This is a genomic window from Halomonas sp. Cn5-12, from assembly GCF_021532545.1.
Lineage (GTDB): Bacteria > Pseudomonadota > Gammaproteobacteria > Pseudomonadales > Halomonadaceae > Vreelandella > Vreelandella aquamarina.
Map to the genome: position 1 here is coordinate 1 of NZ_JAKGAY010000045.1, position 20,621 is coordinate 20,621.

Genomic DNA, 20,621 nt, shown 5'->3' on the forward strand with positions numbered 1-20,621 from the left:
AGGTGGATAGGCTTTCACCCATAGCGGATGGCTCTCTTGGTTCAGGTTCTTGCCGGAACGTTCTGATTTCTCAAGAGAATACCATCCGCTATCTTCGTTTTCAGGTCGGCCTCATGAATAAGGCGGGCTGATGTGTGCGTTGCCGACCTCAAGTGCTGGAGGCTCCTCATCCCGAAGTGACTCCCATAAGAGCCAGGGCAGCGGCGGCCATTCGCCCCGTCCGCCCGTGTATAGTACGGCACAGAAAATCGGCTTGGTGCTGGGCCCTTTGCTGTTTGCTTTGGTCGTGATGTTTTTCCACCCCGCCGGCTTGAGCTTCGAAGGGCGCATGGTGCTGGCAACTACTTTATGGGTGGCGGTGTGGTGGATTACCGAGGCCATTCCTATCCCGGTGACGTCACTGCTGCCCATTATTCTGCTGCCGATTACCGGAGCGCTGGAGAGTGGCGCTGTAACGGCGGCGTACGGTAACCCGATTATTTTCCTGTTCCTGGGCGGCTTTATGATCGCCTTGGCAATGGAGAAGTGGGATCTGCACAAGCGCATCGCGCTGTCGATTATCTCCTTGCTAGGCACCAGCATTAACAGCATCGTGTTTGGCTTTATGGCGGCCACGGGCTTCTTATCCATGTGGGTATCCAATACCGCTGCCGTTATGATGATGCTGCCCATTGGCACCGCCATTGTCTACCAGGTGACCCAGGAGCTGAACAAAACCGAAGGAGATCACAGCGACGAGATTGATAAGTTCAGTAAGTCGCTGATTTTTGGCGTGGGCTACGGGGGCACCATAGGCGGTTTGGGCACGCTCATTGGCACGCCGCCGAACATTATCCTGGCGGCGATCGTGAACGAGCTGTTCGGTGTCGAGATTTCCTTCGCGGGCTGGCTGATGTTTGCCTTCCCGGTGGTAGTGACGCTGCTGGTGATTGGCTGGGTGATGCTCACACGCTTTATTTATCCGATTAAATTCGCCAAGCTGCCGGGCGGCCGGGCGCTGATCCGCAAAGAGAAAGAAGCTCTGGGCAAGATCTCCTTCGAAGAGAAGGCGGTACTCGGTGTGTTCCTGTTCGCCGCGTTTTTCTGGATTACCCGCTCGTTCCTATGGCAGGGGCAGATCCTGACGATCCCCGGCATTAACGACACCATGATTGCGATTACCGCTGCCGTGGCGCTGTTTCTCATTCCTTCTCCCAACAAAGGCGGCTGCCTGCTGGGGTGGGATGTGGCCAAAGACGTACCGTGGGGCATCTTACTGCTGTTCGGCGGTGGCTTGGCGATTGCGGCGGGCTTTGGCTCGTCGGGTCTGGCTTCCTGGATTGGCGGCCAAATGAGCGTGCTGGAAGGCGTCAACTTCCTGCTGGTGATTCTGCTGGCGGCCGGCATGGTACTGTTCCTGACCGAAATCACCTCCAACACAGCCACGGCCACCATGATCCTGCCGGTATTGGCGTCGCTGGCGCTGGCGCTCGATATTCATCCGTTCGTGCTGATGGTGCCAGCGGCCATGGCGGCCAACTGCGCCTTTATGCTGCCAGTGGGCACGCCGCCCAATGCGATCATCTTCTCCACGGGTAAAATCAAAATCATCGAGATGGTGCGCAACGGTTTCTGGCTCAACATCATTGCGATGCTGTTGATCGTGGCCGCGGTCTACTTCCTGCTGCCGATGCTGTGGGGCGTGGATCTCACCACCTACCCGGATGCGTTTAGAGACTAACCCGCGACGTGTTCCGCATTAATCGCCCCGCCTCGTGCGGGGCTTTTTCATGGGTGAAACGCAGGCGCGGTTGCTATGATGACCGCACACTTTTTTCATCGAGCCTGTCATGCGATTACTTCATACCGCCGATTGGCATTTAGGGCGGCTATTTCACAACCTTTCCCTGCTGGATGACCAGCGTCATGTGTTGCAGCAGTTGCTGGAGATCATCGACCGCGAGCAGGTGGATGCCGTGCTGGTCGCGGGCGATATTTACGACCGCTCGGTGCCACCCGCTGCGGCGGTCACGCTGCTGGATGAGATATTGGTCGAGCTGTGCGAGCAGCGCGGCCTGCCGGTCGTGATGATTTCCGGTAATCACGACGGTGCCGAGCGGCTGGGGTTTGGCGCGCGCCATTTGCGCCAAGCCGGGCTGCATATTCTCACTGACTTAGCCACTTGCGATCAGCCAGTCACGCTCACGATTGGCGATGACACGGTGGATGTGTTCGGCATCCCCTACGCGGACCCAGAGTACGTGCGCAGCGCGTTTGGCGTGGACGTGCGCGACTTCGATAGCGCCCACCGCTACCTGCTGGAGCGCATTGAGGCACAGCGCCAGCCGGGCCGCCCGACGCTACTGATGAGCCACTGTTTTGTGGATGGCGGCACCTCCAGCGACTCCGAGCGCCCGCTCACCCTAGGCGGTGCCGAAAGCGTGGCGTGGGAACCCATGCAGAGTTTCGACTACGTGGCGTTGGGCCATCTGCACGGCCCCCAGATTCGCGGTGGCGAGCACATTCGCTATAGCGGCTCGCTGCTGAAGTACAGCTTTTCCGAAGCCACCCAGCGCAAAGGCGTCACCCTTGTTGAGGTGGGCAGCGAAGGTGTCACTCAAATAGCCCACCATCCGCTGCTGCCCCGCCGGGACGTGCGCGTGCTGGAAGGTGAGCTGGCTCAGCTGCTGGCCCAAGGGGCCGCTGACCCCCACGCCGATGACTATCTGCTGGTGCGCCTCACCGACCGCCACGCCATTCTCGACCCCATAGGCAAACTGCGGGCGGTGTACCCCAACGTGCTGCACCTGGAAAAGCCCGGCATGCTGGAAGCAAAAGGCCGCCAACAGCTAGACCGCGAGCGGCTCGCGTTCAGCGCGCTGGATATGTTCAGCGACTTCTTCACTCAAACCAGCGGCGAGCCAATGAGCGACGCCCAGGCCCGTGCCATGAGCGAGTTGATCACCACCCTGAGTCGCGAGCAGGAGGGCCAAGCATGACGCCATTAACGCTGACCATGCAGGCTTTTGGCCCCTTTGCGGGTAGGGAGACGATTGATTTTACTGCGCTAGGCAGAAGCCCGCTGTTTCTGATTAACGGCCCCACCGGCGCGGGTAAAAGCTCGATCCTCGATGCGATTTGTTTTGCTTTGTACGGCCAAACCACCGGCAACGAGCGGGACGCGGGCCAGATGCGCTGCGACCAAGCGGAAGCCTCTCTGCTCACCGAAGTCAGCCTGACGTTTCGCCTGCGTGATGCCATGTATCGGGTGCGCCGAGTGCCTTTGCAGGAGCGTCCCAAAGCCAGCGGCGAAGGCACAACGACACAAACCGCAGAAGCCCAGCTGTGGCGACTCACTCCAGAAGGCGAGGAGGACGAGTGCCTAGTGGCGCGTAAGGTCACCGACGCCACGGCGGAGCTGCAAGCGCTAATAGGCCTAGACGCCAATCAGTTTCGTCAGGTGATGGTGCTCCCCCAGGGTAAGTTCCGCGAACTGCTGCTGGCAGGCTCCAAAGAGCGCGAAGTCATTTTTTCCCAGCTGTTTCAAACCCAGGTGTTCCAGCGTATTGAAGAGCGCCTGCGCACTCAGGCTAATCAAATCGAGCGGGCGGTGAGCGATCATCGCCAGCATATCAATGGCATTCTTGCCGGGGGGGAGCTTGAGAGCGAAGCCGCGTTGGCGCAAGAGCTGGAAGCGCTGGTGCCACAGGTAGGCCAAGCGCGGGAAGGCTTTGAAACCGCGCAGCGAAAGCGCCGACTTGCCGAACAGCAGCGCGATGAGGCCCTGGCGCTACAGCGCCAATTTGAAGCGCGGGACGCGCTGGCAGCCGATAAAGCCCGTCATCTTGAGCAGCGCGCTGAGGTAGACAATAGCCAAGCGCGGTTAGCGCAGAGTACCCATGCCCAGGCGCTGCGCCCCCAGAAAGCCGCTCTAGACCAAGCGCAGCAGGCGTTGGCTACCGCCCACGATGAGCAGCGCCAAGCAAACGCCGCGTTAATCACGCGGCACTCTCACGCTGAACAGGCACAGCAGGCGCTAGAGACGGCACGCCAGCAGCAGGCGGAGCTCCCCGTAATGAGGGAGCGGCACCGCCAGCTGGGCGAGTTTATCCAGAAAAGCCAGCAGCTCAGTGAACTGCAGGAGCACTTTCAAACAGCTCAGGCTGTTTGGCAACAGGCCGATGAGGCGCTTAAGCGCGATGAGCAGCAGCTAGATGGCATTCGCCAGCAAGGCGAAGCCATCGGCGTTCACCTGGAACGCTTGCAGAGTGAGTTTCAGCAACTGGCGAGCGCCCCCGCTGAGCTAACCCGCCATCACCACCTGCTAGCCCTGCGCCAAGAGCTGGATGAACTCACCCAGCGGCACCAGGCATTAACCACGCAACAGCTGCAGGCTAAAAACGCGCTCAGCCACCAGCAAGGCGAGACCAAGCGTGCCGAACGCTACGCCACTGAGCAGGAGATGCGCTGGCACCATGGCCAGGCCGCGCTGTTAGCGCGGACCCTTGAGCAGGATGCCCCCTGCCCGGTGTGTGGCAGCCTGGAACATCCCGCCCCAGCGATAAATCGCGCTGAGTTGGTCACCCAGGCACAGGTGGAAGAGGCCAGAGCAGCGCAGGAACAGGCCCGTCAAGCGCTACAACGGGCAGAGCGCCATCACCATCAGCTCACCCAACAGATCGACAGCCACACAGAGCAGGCCCAGCGACTGAATCAGCAGTTAGGGGAGTGGGTGAGTCAACCGCTGTCTGCCTTGCAAAATGCCTATGAAGACCTGCGCCGCCAGGTGCAGCGCCGAGAGCAGGTTGACGCTGAGATTCGCCAACAGACCGAATCCCGGGACGCGCTGCGACGCGAGTGGGGCACGCTGGATAAACAGCTAAAAGCCCAGCGGCCTGAGGTGGAAAAGGCGAAAGAGCACGCGCTTCGCTTAGAGAGTCAGCGCGACCAGCTGAGCCAATCGCTGCCAGAAGACGCCCGTTATCCCGAAGCAATGCGCCAAACCCTGGCCGAGCTGGAGCAGCACATCGCCCAGCTTGAAAAAGCCTGGGAGAGTGCCCAGCAAGCGCTTTCGACTAGCCAGACCCAACTGGCGCGGGCGGAAGAGCAGCTGCGCGGGGCGAACGAGCGGGTCGAGCGTAGCGAGCAGTCGCTTCAGCAGGCTCACGCCGAGTGGCAGGCCGCGCTGCAGGCTAGCCCCTTTGCTGATGAGGCGGAATATCAGGCTGCCCAACTGAATGATGCCCAGCGGCACGAGCTGACGCATCGGGTAGAGGCGTATCAACGCCGCTTGGCCGAGCTTGAGGGCGCGCTAGAGAATTACCAAACCCAGCTGGCGGAAAAAATACCGCCGGATCTTGCCGCACTGACTGCCCAGGCTGAAAGTGCACAGGCTCAAGAAAACAGCCAGCTAGAGGCGTGGCGGCAACTGGATGGGCGATTAACCACGCTGCAAAACATTCACCAAAAGCTGACGGCTGCCCACGCCTCCCAGGCGGAGCTGGAAGCCCAATACCAGCTGTGGGGCACGCTGAGCGACGTCGCCAATGGCCGCACCGGCCATCGCATTAGCCTGCAGCGCTTCGTACTGGGCGTGCTGCTGGATGATGTGTTGATTCAAGCGTCTGAACGTTTGGTGCGCATGAGCCGTGGGCGCTACCAGTTGGTGCGCCGGGAAGACCCCACTAAAGGCAATAAAGCGTCTGGCCTTGAGCTGGACGTGGCCGATACCTACACCGGCAAAAATCGCCCGGTGGCCACGCTCTCTGGTGGGGAGTCGTTTATGGCGGCGCTGTCGCTGGCGCTGGGGCTTTCCGATGTGGTGCAAGCCTACGCGGGCGGTATTCAGTTGGATACGCTATTCATAGATGAAGGCTTTGGCAGCCTGGACCAAGACGCCCTGGACCAAGCCATTGCCATGCTGAGCGAGCTGCAAATGAGTGGCCGCATGATTGGGATTATTTCCCACGTCAGCGAACTTAAAGAGCAGATGCCGGTTCGTATTGAGGTGAGCGCTAGCCGTCATGGCAGTTCGGTCGAGGTGAAAGGGGCGCTGAGCTAAGCGCTAGCGCAAGGTTAATTCATGCTGCATTCATGTAGTATGCGTTATAACAAGGGTTAAACGACCCGCGTTCGACCCGTCGAATGAATGTTTATTGAGGAGTGCAAGGATGAACGCAAGCAAAATTCTACAGCAGCTGATGAGCCAGGCCAGTGGTAGCAAAGGCAGCAGCGGCGGCATGGATGTCAAAGGCGTGATTGATGGGCTCTCCCGCCATTTAGGCGGTAATAGCAGCCAAGGTACACGTCAAAGCAGCGGTTCCAGCGGTTTTGATGTGAAAAGCCTGCTGGGCGGCGGTGCCCTGGGCATGCTGGTGGGTTCAAAACGTGGCCGCAGCATGGGCGGTAAAGCGTTGAAATATGGCGCGATTGCGGGTGTAGGCATGCTGGCGTGGAAAGCGTGGCAAAGCTCTCAGGAAAAGAAAGGAGCGGCGACCCAATCCTCATCAGAAGGCGAGCGTGTCGAGGTGTTGAGCGGCGAGGTTCAAGAGCGCCGCAGCCTGGAACTGCTGCAGGCGATGATTATGGCCGCACGGGCCGATGGTCATATCGATGAGCAGGAGCAGGCGCTGATCACCGATCAGATTGATGCCCTAGGCGCGGATCAGGAGATGCACCGCTGGGTGGAACAGCAGCTAAAAGCGCCGCTGGATGCTCAGGCTCTCGCCCGTGAAGCGGATTCCCCCCAGGCGGCCCGCGAGATGTACCTGATCAGCGTGGCAGTGATTGACGACCAAAACCCCATGGAGCGGGCTTGGCTGGATCAACTCGCCAGCGCGCTAAACCTAACGCCAGAAATGGCGGCGGAGCTTGAACGTCAGGCACAGCAGGCTGGCTAATGCTCGATACGTTTAATTTTTGGCTAGCTACCGGCTTTGGGCTGGGGCTAGCGCCCGTTGCGCCAGGCACTTTTGGTTCATTGATTGGCTTGCCACTGGCGTGGTGGCTCTTGGGCCGCTCAACCGGGCAGCAGGCGGTCATCATCGCGCTGATGCTGATAGCGGCCGTGCCGGTCTGTCATATTGCTGCGTGGCATTATGATGGCCTGGACCATGGCAGCATCGTTGCCGATGAGTACGTCGCTTTTCCGCTCGCGGTGCTAGGGCTAAAAGCCGCTCGCCATCCATTGGTTCTGGCCCTGGCGTTTGGCGTCTACCGCTTTTTTGATGCTTTAAAACCGCCGCCTATTCATTTAGCGGAGTATGTCACCGGTGGGTTGGGCATTGTGTTGGATGATGTGATTGCCGCGCTGGTAAGCTGGCTGGTGGTCGCGCTGATAGTGACGCTATGGCAGCGTTGGCAGCAGAAAATCGTCTAACGCCACTTTTAAAATACGCTACCCATAAAAACGCCGCAGGTCATAAACGACACTGCGGCGTTTTTATGGATTAGCCCATCGTAAGCCGATGGGCTTGGCGATGTTAGCTTTGCACCACAATCACCGATTTAATGTTGACGAACTCGTGCATACCAAAGCCGCCGTGCTCACGGCCGTAGCCGGAATCTTTCACGCCGCCAAACGGCATTTCAGGCGTTGCCACACCAAAGCCGTTGATAAACACCATGCCGGTATCGAAATACTTGCTGGCAAGCTCGGTGGCGCGCTTCACGTCTTTGGAGATGATGCCGCCGCCCAAGCCGTAGCGGCTGTCGTTGGCGATGCGCATGGCATCTTCATCATCTTTGGCACGAATCAACGCGGCAACCGGGCCAAACAGCTCGTCGTCATAGGCGGGCTGGCCGGGGGTGACGTTATCCAGCACGGTGACCGGGTAGAATGCCCCTTTACCTTCTGGTTTTTCGCCACCGCAGAGGATTTTTGCGCCTTTACGCACGCTCTCTTCCACCTGTTTGTGAAGGCCGTCACGAAGATCGACACGGGCCATCGGGCCTAGGTCGCTATCTTCTTTGGTCGGGTCGCCTGCTTTTAAGTCCTTCATGCGTGCCACGTAGCGCTCTTTAAACGCTTCGTAGTTCTTTTCGGTGACCACAAAGCGTTTTGCCGCTACGCAGGTTTGGCCGCCGTTAAACACGCGGCCAGTGACGCAGGTATCCACCGCCACGTCCAGGTCGGCATCGTCCAGCACCAAGTAGGCATCGTTGGAGCCTAGCTCTAGTACGGTCTTTTTCAGATGCTCGGCGGCTTTGGCGGCCACTTTGCGGCCAGCGCCGTCGCTGCCGGTCAAGGTCACACCACGCACGGCTTTATGGGCGATGATGGTGTCGGATACATCGTGTGAAATCACCAGCGTGCGGAAAACGTTTTCCGGCAGGCCCGCTTCGCGGTAGATTTTTTCCAGCAGCAGGCCGCTGCCCGTCACGTTTTCAGCGTGTTTTAGCAGCACGCTGTTGCCCGCCATAATATTGGCGATGGAGTAACGCACCACTTGGTAAGCAGGGAAGTTCCACGGCTGAATGCCGTAAATCACGCCCATGGGGGAGTAGGTAACAATACCGCGCTCGCCGTTGCCGGGTTTGCGCTCTTCATCGGCCAGCTTGGTGGGGCCATGTTCGGCGGTGTAGTCACAAATGCCGACGCAGAGATCCACTTCCCCGCGCGCTTGCGAGGGCAGCTTACCCATCTCTTTGACCATCAGGTCGGTAAGCTCTTCTTTATGTGCGTTCATGGCTTCGCCAATCGCTTTCACCACCTTGGCACGGTGCTCTAGCGGCTTGAGCCGCCAATCTAAAAACGCCTCATGACTGGCCTCGACTATCTGCTTGGCCTGGCTTTCATCCATCAGCGTGTAGGTCTCAAGCGTTTCGCCGGTGGTCGGGTTCACTGTCGTAATGCTGTTGCTCATAAGATCTCCTATCTTTAGATCAATGTGAGGGTCATGACGTCCAGCTCCTGGGCGTTTAGTCGACCAGTCTATTTCTAATGCACATCCACTCTAGTACAAACTGAGTGCCTCTGCATAATAAAAGTATTCGGCGTCGTTCCAGGCGACTCCGCGTGAGCGGCATTCGCGGTCCAGCTCGCTAAGGGTGTCGGTATTATTAACCCGGCAATAAAATAGCTATGATGCGGCGTATTGGATTGGCGGGGCTTTGAAGTATTTCGCGACTCGCATCGGGAGCCTCTGAAGCTTCCGAAGGTGAGACATCGCCTTCCTCTTCAGCTGGTCTCTGCTGCGTGCCGGAGTACCGCTATGGTTACGCTGATGAATTAAGTCATCAAAATGTCGTTATTCGATGATTTTTTGCATCCCATATACCTGCATGATTTTATCTTTAATTTTTTTATCAATTAAATCATATGGTTGTTAATTTTTCTTGGTTGGCATGGTGTTTGCTAGGTAAAAAGTGGCCAGCGTTATTCTCGGTTTGATAATCGAGCTGGTAAAGCAACCAATAAAAGTTAACAGGAAGCGCCATATGCAGTTAAGTAGCTTTAATCAAGTGAGTAGCTTTAAAAGCGCCGGTAAGCTGATTACCGGCCATGGGGCCGCACAGCAGTTGCAGCTTTATGTTCAATCGTTGGGTATGCAGCGGCCCTTAATCGTTACCGATAGCGGCGTGGTGGCTTCTGGCACGCTGGATATGATTACTGAGCAGCTCACGGCTCTAAAGGTGAGCTATGAGGTGTTTGATCAGGTAACGCCCGAGCCGGAAGTAGAAATAGTCGAAATGTGTACCCGTGCGTTTAATGCTGGCAAGCATGACAGCGTCATCGCTGTAGGCGGCGGGAGTGCCATGGACATCGCTAAGTGTGTAGCGGTATATGCGCACTACGAAGGTCCGCTGGAGGCGTTGTTTGGCGAGAACAAGGTTGACCAACGCACAATACCTTTGGTCGCCATGCCCACCACGGCGGGTACCGGTTCTGAAGTGACCAATATCGCGATTCTGTCGGATAAAGCCCAACAGATGAAAAAGGGCATCGTCAGTGACTGCTTATTACCGGATGTCGCGATTGTCGCCCCTGAGCTTACGCTGAGTTGCCCACGCTCTGTGACGGCGGCCAGCGGGGTGGATGCGTTGGTCCATGCAGTGGAGGCGTATCTATCTAACTTTGCCACGCCGATTACCGATGCTTTGGCGGTTAAGGCAATGAACCTCATTGTGCATGCGCTCCCCAAGGCGTTTGCCAATCCCAACAATCTCCAGGCCCGTGAAGATATGGCCACCGGTAGCCTGCTGGCAGGCCTTGCCTTTGGTAATGCTGGCGTGGGCGCAGTCCATGCATTGGCGTATCCGTTAGGTGGGCGCTACCACTTGGCCCATGGGGTGACGAATGCGCTGTTACTGCCCTTCGTAATGGAGTGGAACAAGCTGGCCTGCGTCGAGCGCTTTCGGGGCATTGCGGTGGCCTTTGATGAACCCGTGGCTGGGCTTTCGGATGATGCTGTCGCCGAAGCGGTTATCCAGCGCATGCATAAGCTGTGTGCTGATGTGGAGATTCCTTCCGGTTTACGCTCGTTTGATATTCCTGAATCCGACATTCCTGAGTTGGCCGCCGAGGCCATTAAGGTGGAACGTTTGCTGCGTAATAACCCGCGGGTATTAACGCTTGCGGATGTTGAGGCGATTTACCACGCCGCTTATTAATTCGTCGCTAATTAAAAACGCTATAACGACAAAACGTTTATTAAAAATACTAACAACTTTAAACAGGAGTCCATGCCATGAGCGCTTGGAAGCAACGCGTTGACGGTGAAGAAAGCCCGTACACACCACTAGGGCCGTTTAAGCTACGCCTGCCGTTTTACCATTATCGTTTTGAACTGCCCGATTACCTGCAAGGGCTTTTGATGTGCGCGGTGGATCTTGCCGCGATCCCATTGATGATGCAGCTACTGGGCATGCCGTTTGAAGCGGCGTTGGCCATCGTCATTTTAAATGGCTTGCTTTATTTGCTGCATCACCTGTTGGGTGACCCTGTCATTCCAGGGTGGATCACACCTGCTATTCCGCTGTTGATGGCTTATGTGTCGACCTTTCCCGAGGGGGTAGACAGGGTGCATGCGCTGATTGCCTTTCAGATGATGTTGGGGATACTGGCACTGGGCCTGGGGGTAACGGGTATGGCCAGTAAAGTGGTGCGGCTCATTCCTTCTGCCATCAAAGCAGGGGTCATTATGGGCGCAGGGTTAGCCGCTATTGTGGTGGTGTTTGATGAAGGCGGCCGCTTTGAACAGTACCCCTTTACTATTGCGATTGCCGTAGGTGTCGCGTTTTATCTGATTTTCTCTCGCCATTTCAACAAGCTTAAAGCGCAGGGCGGCCTGTGGGGTGCCGTGGGTAAACTGGGTATTTTCCCGATTATCGTGCTGGCGATTGTGGTGGCTCCGCTGTTTGGTGAGGCGCCTTGGCCTGACGTTGAGTGGGGCTTTAGTCAGCCTGATTTCGCGCTGATGTTCAGTGAATACACGGTATTTGGCGTTGGTTTACCTCCGTTGATGATGTTTTTAACGGCCATTCCGACCGTTATTGCGGCCTACATTGTGCTATTTGGCGATGTGCTTCAAAGCAAGGCACTTTTGGAAGAGGCTGATGAGAAGCGCCAGGATGAAAAAATTGACTATAACCCTAACCGCGCTCATATGATTTTTGGTGGGCGTAACTTTGGGATGAGTATTTTTGGCCCTGATGTGGTGATGTGTGGTCCGCTTTGGGCTGCGATGCATGTGGTAACGGTTGAGCGTTATAAGCAGGGCAAAGCGGCGATGAACTCTATCTTCGGTGGTTCTGGTTCGTTTCGCTGGGGGACGAATACGGGGCTGTTGTTGCTGCCGATCGTGAGCCTGGTGGAGCCTATTCTGGGGATTGCGCTGGCGCTGACGCTGTTGATTCAAGGCTATGTCAGTGTGCGCATCGGCATTATGGAAGCGCGCAGCCAGCGGGACTTGGGTATCGCGGGCATTATCGCGGCCATGCTGGTGATAAAGGGCGCTACCTGGGCCTTTGGGGTGGGCATTTTACTTTGCGTGTTAATTTACGGTAAGCGCTTCTTCTCCGGGGAGGTGGATAAAACCTTCGTTAAGGATTGGGATGAGGCATCCCAGCCCGTCGAGGATCCTGAGCCGGAAGTGCCATTGCGCAAATAACAGTCTCTGCCTTTATAGTGGTTTAACCGTCAAAAAAAGGTTAGAAAACCAGCGTTCACCGCTTAGGCGGTGGACCTGGCCTGTGAGAGGAACTGTTATGCAACGGATCGAAGAGGGGCTTTCACTGGAAGCCGCCCTGCCGTTATTTGATTTACACGGCACTGATGCGGTGGAAGTCTTTGATACCCAAGGCCAGGTGATTGGGGTGTTGACCCGTACCGATATCGAAAAGGCGCAATGTGAGGCGGCGTTGGGCCAGCTGGTGGGCGAGTGTATTCGCTACCGTGTCACCGGTATTAAACCGCCGGTGGAAGCTGAAAGCGTAGATGCTTTTGGTTTTGACCAAGAGCCGATGCGTTCACTGTTGGATGCTTTGCATGACGGGGTTTATATCACCGATGCCAACGGTATTACGGTAACGATCAATAAAGCCTATGAGCGTATCACCGGCATTTCGCGCGCTGAGGTAGTGGGCTTTCATATGGCGGATTTGGTGAAAGCGGGGTTTATTTCAAAATCCGCGTCGTTGGAAGTCATCCGTGAACGCCGCCCGATTACGCTGGCGCAGACTATCCACAACAGCCGCAAGATCGTGGTCACTGGAACGCCTATGTTCAGTGCCGATGGCTCGATTGCTTATGTGGTTACCAGTGTTCGGGATATCACTGAGTTGCTACTGGCGAAACATGCCCAAGAGCAGCTAGAGCAAATTCAGCGCATCCGCGAGGCATATAAAGTGCCCGAGGTTATGGCGCTAAGCGCGCCGGGGGTGATCACCAGCCAACAAACGGAGCCCTGCTTTGCGCTTGCCAGTCGAGTCGCGAAAACAACGGCGAAGATCCTGATTCACGGTGAAACTGGCACCGGTAAAACGATGTTGGCCCGCTATATACATCAGCAAAGCGACCGTGCGGATGGGCCTTTTATGGAGCTTAACTGTACGGCATTCTCTGAAGGGTTGCTGGAAGCGGAGCTGTTTGGTTACACCGCAGGCGCATTTACCGGGGCGTCCCCTAGAGGCAAACAGGGGCTATTGGATGTGGCTCATGGCGGTACGCTTTTTCTGGATGAAATTGGCGATTTACCTCTCGCATTGCAGGTGAAGCTGCTCAAAGTGGTGGAAGAAAACCGCTACCTGCCAGTAGGGGGAACGGTTTTTCGTCATGCCAACGTACGTCTGATTACCGCTACCCACCAGGATTTGAATGAACGGGTCAAGCAAGGGCTTTTTCGCGAGGATCTGTTTTATCGCATTAGCGTGGTGCCGCTCTGGCTGCCCCCTTTGCGGCAACGGCGCGATGAGGTGATTCCATTGCTGAACTATTACTTAGACCATTTTAATCAGTTGCATGGGGTAGAACGGGTCTGGAGCCCCGAGGCGTTGGAGTTACTTTCTAGCTATTCGTGGCCTGGCAATATTCGTGAGCTGATCAACTTAACCGAGCGTTTATCCGTCACGGTTTCAGACGATGAGATAACCGCAACGGCACTGCCGAGCGAGATATTCCCAAGCACTCTGTTTAGCCAACCGCCCGTGAGTGGTGATCTTCGCCAGCAGGTAATGCAGTTTGAACAGCAAGTCATTCAACAGGCGCTTGCTCGCCATGGTACGACCCGAGCGGCAGCCGCTGCATTGGGCATCGATCAATCTACGCTGGTCAAAAAACAGCGACGTTGGCGTCAAGAACTTATCTAACCTTCACTTTGAAAGGAAAAATAATGTCTATCTCCAAGCAAACGTTTTTTAAACAAGACGCGTATATTAACGGCCAGTGGGTGGCCGCAACGGATGGCAGTAGTGTCGCGGTCACCGACCCTGCTAGCGGTGAGACGCTTGGCCATGTCCCTAGCTTGAGTGCGGAGCAAGTCAGTCAGGCTATTGACGCTGCAAATGCCGCACTGCCTGCTTGGCGTGCTAAAACCGCGGCGGAACGTTCGCAGCTTTTAAAACGCTGGCATGCACTGATTATGGAAAATGAGGCAGCGCTAGGCGAGCTGATGACCTTGGAGCAAGGGAAGCCGTTAAAAGAGGCGCGCGGTGAAATCGGCTATGCGGCCAGCTTTATCGAGTGGTTCGCTGAGGAGGCGAAGCGGTTATACGGCGATACTATTCCCGGTCATGCGACTGATAAACGCATCATTGTTACCCGTGAGCCGGTGGGCGTTTGTGCGGCGATTACGCCGTGGAACTTCCCTGCGGCCATGATTACCCGTAAGGTGGCGCCTGCCTTGGCGGCGGGTTGTACGATTATCGTTAAGCCCGCTATGGAAACCCCGTTGACGGCGCTTGCGCTAGCGGCGTTAGCCGAGCAAGCGGGCATTCCTGCCGGGGTGATTAATATTGTTACTGGTGATGCCAAAACGATTGGCCCCGTGCTGACAGATAGCCCGATTGTGCGCAAACTGAGCTTTACCGGTTCTACCCCAGTGGGCGCGCATTTAATGGCTGCCTGTGCTCCAACGGTCAAAAAGGTGTCTCTTGAGCTTGGCGGTAATGCGCCCTTTATTGTGTTTGACGATGCCGATATTGAAGATGCGGTTACCGGAGCGCTAGACAGTAAGTTCCGTAATGCTGGGCAAACCTGTGTCTGCGCTAATCGTATTTATGTGCAAAGCGGTGTTTACGACGCATTTGTTGAACGTTTGGCCCAGCGCACCAGTGAACTGAGTGTCGGTAAAGGTAGCGCCGAAGGCGTAGAGGTGGGGCCACTCATCTCTGAAAAGGCGGTAGAGAAAGTTGAAGCCCATGTGCAGGATGCACTCGATAAAGGTGGTCGCTTAATCACCGGTGGTAAGCGACACGCCTTAGGCGGTACCTGGTTTGAGCCAACAGTTGTGGCTGACGTAACCGCTGATATGGCATGTGCTCGCGAGGAAACCTTTGGGCCATTGGCGCCGGTATTCAGGTTTGAGACGGAAGCGGAGGTTATTCGTCAGGCCAATGATACGGAGTATGGGTTAGCGGCGTATTTCTATGCTGAAAGCGTGTCACGGATCTGGCGCGTATCGGAAGCATTGGAGTACGGCATGGTGGGCATTAATACGGGGCTCATCTCGACCGCTTCGGCGCCTTTTGGGGGTGTCAAATCGTCGGGCATCGGTCGTGAGGGCTCACGCTATGGCATCGATGAATACACCGAGCTGAAGTATCTGTGTTTGGGTATTAAGCAAATGGCTGAATAACAAACACTTAAGGGTATAAAGGTCGTTTTATTTACGCGCTCTCTGTGAGGCGTTCTTTGAAGCCCACTAGACTTTTAGTCTAGTGGGCTTCGTATTACTACGGAAACTCTGAAAAAGTCACTGCCATCAGCGATAATACGGCTATCGTCATACTCGATTTGTACGACTTCAATATGGCCAGTCCCGCCCCGGGAGATCTGCTCGTAAGTGGGGTTTTCAAGCTCGCCGCCCATGTAGCCTGAGATAGTGGCACTCACGCCCACCGTTTATCGTAAGGAGGCTCCATGCACCAGAAGCAGCCGCCGGCAAAGGTGGCCTCTGCATTGGACTGCGCTTGGAGTGATGCGCTCGCAAAACCGGCAGCGGCCATCACGCACAGGGTTAAGGGGCGAATATTGGGAAATCGGGTCGTTGCAAACACTCCGGTGGAGGTGGCGAGTCAACGCTCGCAATTGAGTCCATTAGTGTCGAGAGGTTCCGCTTCCTTACAGCGACCTTAGACGATGCGGCCACACCGTATTGAGGGTGTCTAGTGCGGCTTTAATCGTGGGCTCGGTGGCGCGGTCGCTGCGCCAGATCAGGCTTAATGCGCAGGGCAGGCGAACGTTGTCTGCCACCGCCAAGCCGCTCTCTTGGCGTTCGGCCATGGCCAGCGCGTCTCGTGCTAGGCTCAGGCCCACGCCTGCTCTGACTAAATCTAGCATACACGCCTCTTGGTCGACCTGGGCAACACGGTTCGGGGTCGCGCCGCTTGCGGCCAGCGCCCGCTTAAGTAGTCGTGAATGCGCTGACACGGTGGGAGTTACAATCCAGGGTAGTTGCGCAAGCGCCTCCCAGCGGGTGTCGGCAAGTTTGGCTTCCCAGCTCGGCGGTGCCACCACGTGGTAGTGAAAGTGAGTTAACTCTCGCCATGCGAGCGCAGGATTGCCGGTGCCTTCGCCGGGCGGGGCGAGAAAAAAGCCCACATCCAACTCCCCTTGCTCAACGCTGTCCAATACGCTGCCGCTCATGCCGTGGTGAAGCTCGGTTTCCAGCTGTGGCGCGCGGGCCATCAAGCGGCTGAGAAAATCGCCCAGGCGGATGAATTCAGGGTCCACGATAGTGCCGATGCGCAGCTTGCCGCGCAGGGTGCTGTGTAACGCGCTGGCGCTCTGCTCGAAGGCCAGCGCGCTGGCCAGGGCATTTTCAGCGGCCGGTAGCAAGGCGTAACCATCGGCGGTGAGCGTTAACCCTTGTGGGCGGCGGGTAAACAGCGTTAGGCCCAGATGTTGCTGTAGCTGCTTCAACTTTAGGCTAACCGCGGGCTGGGTCAGATGAAGCTGCTCGGCCGCCTTTGAGACGCTGCCGGTGTGGGCAACGGCCACAAAGGCCCGTAGCGTGGCGTACTCCTGCATGGTCGATGACCTTCGTTGTCATGTTATTAGTAGAGCTTATATCCGGGTTAAAAATTACTCAATTGCTTGGCCTGTGGCGCCGGGTAGTCTAGGGCAGATTCTCCTCATCACTTAAACGATGTTTATAAAGGTAGCGACAATGACAACCAACGCCATCCATCATTTTATTAACGGCCAACGCAGCGAAGGCGCCTCCGGCAGCGCCCAGGATGTGTTCAACCCTGCCACTGGACAGGTCACTGGCCGCGTTGCCCTGGCTTCGGCCGCTGATGTGGACACCGCCGTGCAAGCCGCCCAGGCGGCATTTCCAGCCTGGGCCGATACGCCGCCTATTCGCCGCGCTCGGGTAATGTTTAAATTCCTGGAGCTGCTGAACGCCAATAAAGATGCCCTGGCCGAAGCAATCACCAAAGAGCACGGAAAGGTATTTACCGATGCCCAGGGCGAAGTGGCACGGGGTATTGATATTGTCGAGTTTGCCTGCGGTATTCCCCAGCTATTAAAGGGTGATTACACCGAGCAGGTTAGCTCCGGCATCGATAACTGGACCGTGCGCCAGCCGCTGGGCGTGGTCGCCGGTATCACGCCATTTAACTTCCCGGCGATGGTGCCGATGTGGATGTTCCCCATCGCCATTGCCGCCGGTAATACTTTCATTCTCAAGCCCAGCCCGCTGGACCCTAGCGCCTCGCTGATGATCGCGGATCTGCTAACGCAGGCAGGTCTACCCGATGGCGTGTTCAACGTGGTGCAGGGCGATAAAGACTCCGTCGAAGCACTGATTGACCACCCTCACGTTAAAGCGCTGTCGTTTGTCGGCTCCACGCCCATTGCCAACCTGATCTACGAGCGTGGCGCGAAGCACGGTAAGCGCGTACAGGCACTGGGTGGGGCGAAAAACCATATGGTGGTGATGCCAGACGCCCATCTGGATAAAGCAGTGGATGCGCTGATTGGCGCCGCCTACGGAAGTGCCGGCGAGCGCTGCATGGCGATTAGCGTGGCCGTGCTGGTCGGCGATGTGGCCGATAAAGTCGTGCCGATGCTCACCGAGCGGGCTAAGGCGCTGAAAGTCAAAGATGGCATGCAGCTGGATGCGGAGATGGGGCCCATCGTGACCCGCCAAGCGCATCAGCGGATCACCGGCTACATCGAAAAGGGCGTGGCAGAAGGCGCGCAGCTTATTGTCGATGGTCGCGAGTTTGATAGCACTCAAGCGGGTGAGGGTTGTGCTGACGGTTTCTGGATGGGCGGCACCCTGTTCGATCACGTCACGCCGGAGATGACTATCTATAAAGAGGAGATCTTTGGCCCTGTGCTGGTGTGCGTGCGCGTACCGGATGTGGCTACCGCCATCCAACTGATCAACGACCATGAGTTTGGCAACGGGGTGAGTTGTTTTACTGAAAGCGGCAGCGTTGCCCGGGAATTTGGCCGCCGGATTCAGGTGGGCATGGTCGGCATCAACGTACCGATTCCGGTGCCTATGGCGTGGCACGGTTTTGGCGGCTGGAAGCGCTCGTTGTTTGGCGATACTCACGCGTATGGCGAAGAGGGCGTGCGCTTCTACACCAAACAGAAGTCGATCATGCAGCGCTGGTCGGACTCCATCGACACGGGTGCTGAGTTTGTGATGCCGACGGCGAAGTAACGCCTGACCGTTACGGGAGCCAAGCCCATGCCAACAAATACAACCACTCATCCCACCGCAGAAGCGTTTGATTACATCGTGATTGGCGCAGGCACCGCAGGGTGCCTGATGGCCAATCGGCTAAGCGCCGACCCTGCAAACAAAGTGCTGCTGATTGAAGCGGGTGGTCGGGATAACTACCACTGGATCCATATTCCAGTGGGCTACCTTTATTGCATCAATAACCCGCGCACCGACTGGCTGTTTCGTACTGAGCCGGACAAGGGGCTTAATGGCCGCTCGCTGATCTACCCCCGAGGTAAAACCCTGGGGGGCTGCTCCAGCATCAACGGCATGATCTACATGCGCGGCCAAGCGCGGGATTACAACCACTGGGCGGAGGTTACCGGTAGCGACGAGTGGCGCTGGGAGAACTGCCTGCCGGACTTTATCAAACACGAAAACCACTACCGGCTGGATGAAGGTAGCGACGGTGATGAGACTTACCGTGCTTTTCATGGCCATGGCGGCGAGTGGCGGGTCGAGAAGCAGCGCCTGAAATGGGAAGTGTTGGATGACTTTGCCGAAGCAGCGGTGCAGGCGGGAATTCCCCGCACCGACGACTTCAACCGGGGTAGTAATGAAGGGGTTGCCTATTTTGAGGTAAACCAACGTGACGGCTGGCGATGGAACACCGCTAAGGCCTTTTTACGCAGCGCGCTAAAGCGCGACAACCTGACGCTTTGGCACTCGACCCAGGTGAATCGGCTCTGCTTCGACCGTGATCAGGCCGTCCCGCGCTGCGAAGGAGTCGAAGTGGTGCGAGCAGGCAAGACTCTGCGCGTGCAGGCCAGCAAGGAAGTCGTGCTGTGTGCTGGCGCGATTGGCTCGCCCCACCTGCTGCAGCTATCGGGCATCGGGCCTGCTGAGCATCTACGCGAGCACGGCATTGAGGTAGTGCACGACCTGCCTGGGGTGGGCGAAAACCTGCAAGATCACCTCCAGATTCGCTCGGTGTATCGTGTCAGTAATGCCAAAACGCTCAATGCTATTGCCAGTACGCTGTGGGGCAAGGCGGGGATTGGCTGGGAGTATGTGACTAAGCGCACCGGGCCGATGAGCATGGCGCCTTCTCAGCTTGGCGCGTTTACCCGCAGTTCTGACGATCAGCCGTATCCCAATATTCAGTATCACGTGCAGCCGCTCAGCCTAGAGGCCTTTGGGCAGCCGCTGCATCCGTATCCGGCCATTACCGCGAGCGTATGCAACCTGAATCCTACCAGCCGAGGAACGGTGCGTTTGAAAAGCGCCGACCCGCGTCAGGCACCGGCGATTTCGCCGAACTATCTCAGCACGCCGGAGGATCGCAAGGTGGCGGCTGATTCGCTGCGGGTAACCCGGCGTATCGCCGAACAGCCTGCCTTCGCTAAATATTTGCCTGAAGAGGTAAAGCCGGGCGTTGAGTATCAAACCGATGACGAGCTAACGCGGCTAGCGGGAGATATTGGCACGACGATTTTTCACCCGGTCGGCACCACGCGGATGGGCAAACGTGATGACCCAATGGCGGTAGTGGATGAAAAATTGCGGGTACTTGGGGTGGTGGGATTACGGATCGCGGACGCGGGCGTAATGCCTACCATCACCAGTGGAAACACCAATTCGCCCACGTTAATGATCGCTGAAAAAGCAGCTGGATGGATTTTTAAAGAAAATTCATTGCATTGACATTTTTTTTCATCATAGTGTTGACGTGCGGCTTGGTTAAGCGCATGCTGAATGCAGTTGGTTAGCAAGTCGAACGTTGTCAGCAGTATCGAAACGCTCTAGCGTTGAGTCTGGTGAAAGTTTCTTGTTCTACCCACTGCAACTCGGGTATTACCCGGCTCTACATTAAGCTTTATCGAGGATTTCGATCATGGCAACTGGTACCGTTAAGTGGTTTAACGACACTAAAGGCTTCGGCTTCATTTCTCCGGACGACAATGGCGACGACCTGTTCGCTCACTTCTCCGAAATTCAAGCTGACGGCTTCAAAACTCTGCAAGACGGCCAGAAGGTTTCCTTCGACGTCACCCAGGGTAAAAAAGGCCTTCAGGCTTCCAACATCAAAGTTCTGTAATCTGAACGAATGATGTTGTCAGCTGACCTACGGGTCAGTCTGTAGAAAAACCCCGCCTTCGTGCGGGGTTTTTTGTTGTGCGCCAGGCACGGCGCGTAGCGCCTTGATAGGCGCTGTTCCTGGGGGTGGTGCCTCAGGATGACTTGGGGGTGAAAGTCCCCTGCACGCCCGGTAAGGGGAAGTGCTAGCCGACGGCAAGGGTG

General features: G+C 56.7%; 15 protein-coding genes. 12 read left to right on the forward strand and 3 right to left on the reverse strand.

All coding sequences use genetic code 11. The annotated features are described in order from the left end of the window. Positions 1-130: 130 nt before the first annotated feature. The 5 genes from L1249_RS16165 to L1249_RS16185 all read left to right on the forward strand — a co-directional run bounded on the left by L1249_RS16165 (position 131) and on the right by L1249_RS16185 (position 7,357). On the forward strand, positions 131-1,720 hold the full coding sequence (locus tag L1249_RS16165; RefSeq protein WP_235253735.1) for an SLC13 family permease: 1,590 nt from the start codon (positions 131-133) through the stop codon (positions 1,718-1,720). Between the two features lie 109 nt (positions 1,721-1,829). Further along, positions 1,830-2,978 carry an exonuclease SbcCD subunit D gene (locus tag L1249_RS16170; protein ID WP_172416402.1) on the forward strand — a complete coding sequence of 383 codons (1,149 nt, stop codon included), beginning with the start codon at positions 1,830-1,832 and terminating at the stop codon, positions 2,976-2,978. After that, complete coding sequence (locus tag L1249_RS16175; protein ID WP_172416401.1) at positions 2,975-6,040, forward strand: AAA family ATPase; 3,066 nt, start codon at positions 2,975-2,977, stop codon at positions 6,038-6,040. The genes L1249_RS16170 and L1249_RS16175 overlap by 4 nt, the downstream gene beginning before the upstream one ends. A gap of 109 nt (positions 6,041-6,149) precedes the next feature. Then, a complete protein-coding gene (locus L1249_RS16180) occupies positions 6,150-6,878 on the forward strand; it encodes a tellurite resistance TerB family protein (protein ID WP_044629516.1) in 729 nt (242 codons plus the stop codon). Further along, positions 6,878-7,357: a phosphatidylglycerophosphatase A family protein gene (locus L1249_RS16185; RefSeq protein WP_172416400.1), complete on the forward strand. Its 480-nt coding sequence runs from the start codon at positions 6,878-6,880 to the stop codon at positions 7,355-7,357. Before L1249_RS16180 ends, L1249_RS16185 begins: the two co-directional genes overlap by 1 nt. A gap of 103 nt (positions 7,358-7,460) precedes the next feature. Here L1249_RS16185 and L1249_RS16190 read toward each other — a convergent pair whose 3' ends face one another. Then, complete coding sequence (locus tag L1249_RS16190; protein ID WP_058576843.1) at positions 7,461-8,843, reverse strand: NAD-dependent succinate-semialdehyde dehydrogenase; 1,383 nt, start codon at positions 8,841-8,843, stop codon at positions 7,461-7,463. 574 nt (positions 8,844-9,417) lie between these two features. On the opposite strand from L1249_RS16190, the gene L1249_RS16195 reads away from it, so the two are divergent. The 4 genes from L1249_RS16195 to L1249_RS16210 all read left to right on the forward strand — a co-directional run bounded on the left by L1249_RS16195 (position 9,418) and on the right by L1249_RS16210 (position 15,272). Then, positions 9,418-10,590, forward strand: a complete 1,173-nt coding sequence (locus tag L1249_RS16195; RefSeq protein WP_172416399.1) for an iron-containing alcohol dehydrogenase — start codon at positions 9,418-9,420, stop codon at positions 10,588-10,590. 77 nt (positions 10,591-10,667) lie between these two features. Then, entirely contained in the window at positions 10,668-12,089 is a 1,422-nt protein-coding gene (locus tag L1249_RS16200) for a hypothetical protein (protein ID WP_172416398.1), read from the forward strand. 97 nt (positions 12,090-12,186) lie between these two features. After that, positions 12,187-13,785 (forward strand): sigma 54-interacting transcriptional regulator, encoded by a 1,599-nt coding sequence (locus L1249_RS16205; RefSeq protein ID WP_082051447.1) that lies wholly within the window; start codon positions 12,187-12,189, stop codon positions 13,783-13,785. 23 nt (positions 13,786-13,808) lie between these two features. Then, positions 13,809-15,272 (forward strand): NAD-dependent succinate-semialdehyde dehydrogenase, encoded by a 1,464-nt coding sequence (locus tag L1249_RS16210; RefSeq protein ID WP_044629511.1) that lies wholly within the window; start codon positions 13,809-13,811, stop codon positions 15,270-15,272. A 74-nt stretch (positions 15,273-15,346) separates the two neighbouring features. On the opposite strand, the gene L1249_RS17735 is transcribed toward L1249_RS16210, so the two are convergent. After that, entirely contained in the window at positions 15,347-15,529 is a 183-nt protein-coding gene (locus tag L1249_RS17735; RefSeq protein WP_390623243.1) for a peptide-methionine (S)-S-oxide reductase, read from the reverse strand. Between the two features lie 228 nt (positions 15,530-15,757). After that, on the reverse strand, positions 15,758-16,666 hold the full coding sequence (locus L1249_RS16220) for a LysR family transcriptional regulator (protein WP_172416397.1): 909 nt from the start codon (positions 16,664-16,666) through the stop codon (positions 15,758-15,760). Positions 16,667-16,805: 139 nt separating this feature from the next. On the opposite strand from L1249_RS16220, the gene L1249_RS16225 reads away from it, so the two are divergent. The 3 genes from L1249_RS16225 to L1249_RS16235 all read left to right on the forward strand — a co-directional run bounded on the left by L1249_RS16225 (position 16,806) and on the right by L1249_RS16235 (position 20,418). Next, positions 16,806-18,317, forward strand: coding sequence for a CoA-acylating methylmalonate-semialdehyde dehydrogenase (locus L1249_RS16225; protein WP_172416396.1), 1,512 nt, complete (start codon positions 16,806-16,808; stop codon positions 18,315-18,317). A 27-nt stretch (positions 18,318-18,344) separates the two neighbouring features. Further along, positions 18,345-20,024, forward strand: a complete 1,680-nt coding sequence (locus tag L1249_RS16230) for a GMC family oxidoreductase (RefSeq protein WP_172416395.1) — start codon at positions 18,345-18,347, stop codon at positions 20,022-20,024. Between the two features lie 190 nt (positions 20,025-20,214). Continuing rightward, a complete protein-coding gene (locus L1249_RS16235; protein WP_009101184.1) occupies positions 20,215-20,418 on the forward strand; it encodes a cold-shock protein in 204 nt (67 codons plus the stop codon). Positions 20,419-20,621 lie beyond the last annotated feature (203 nt).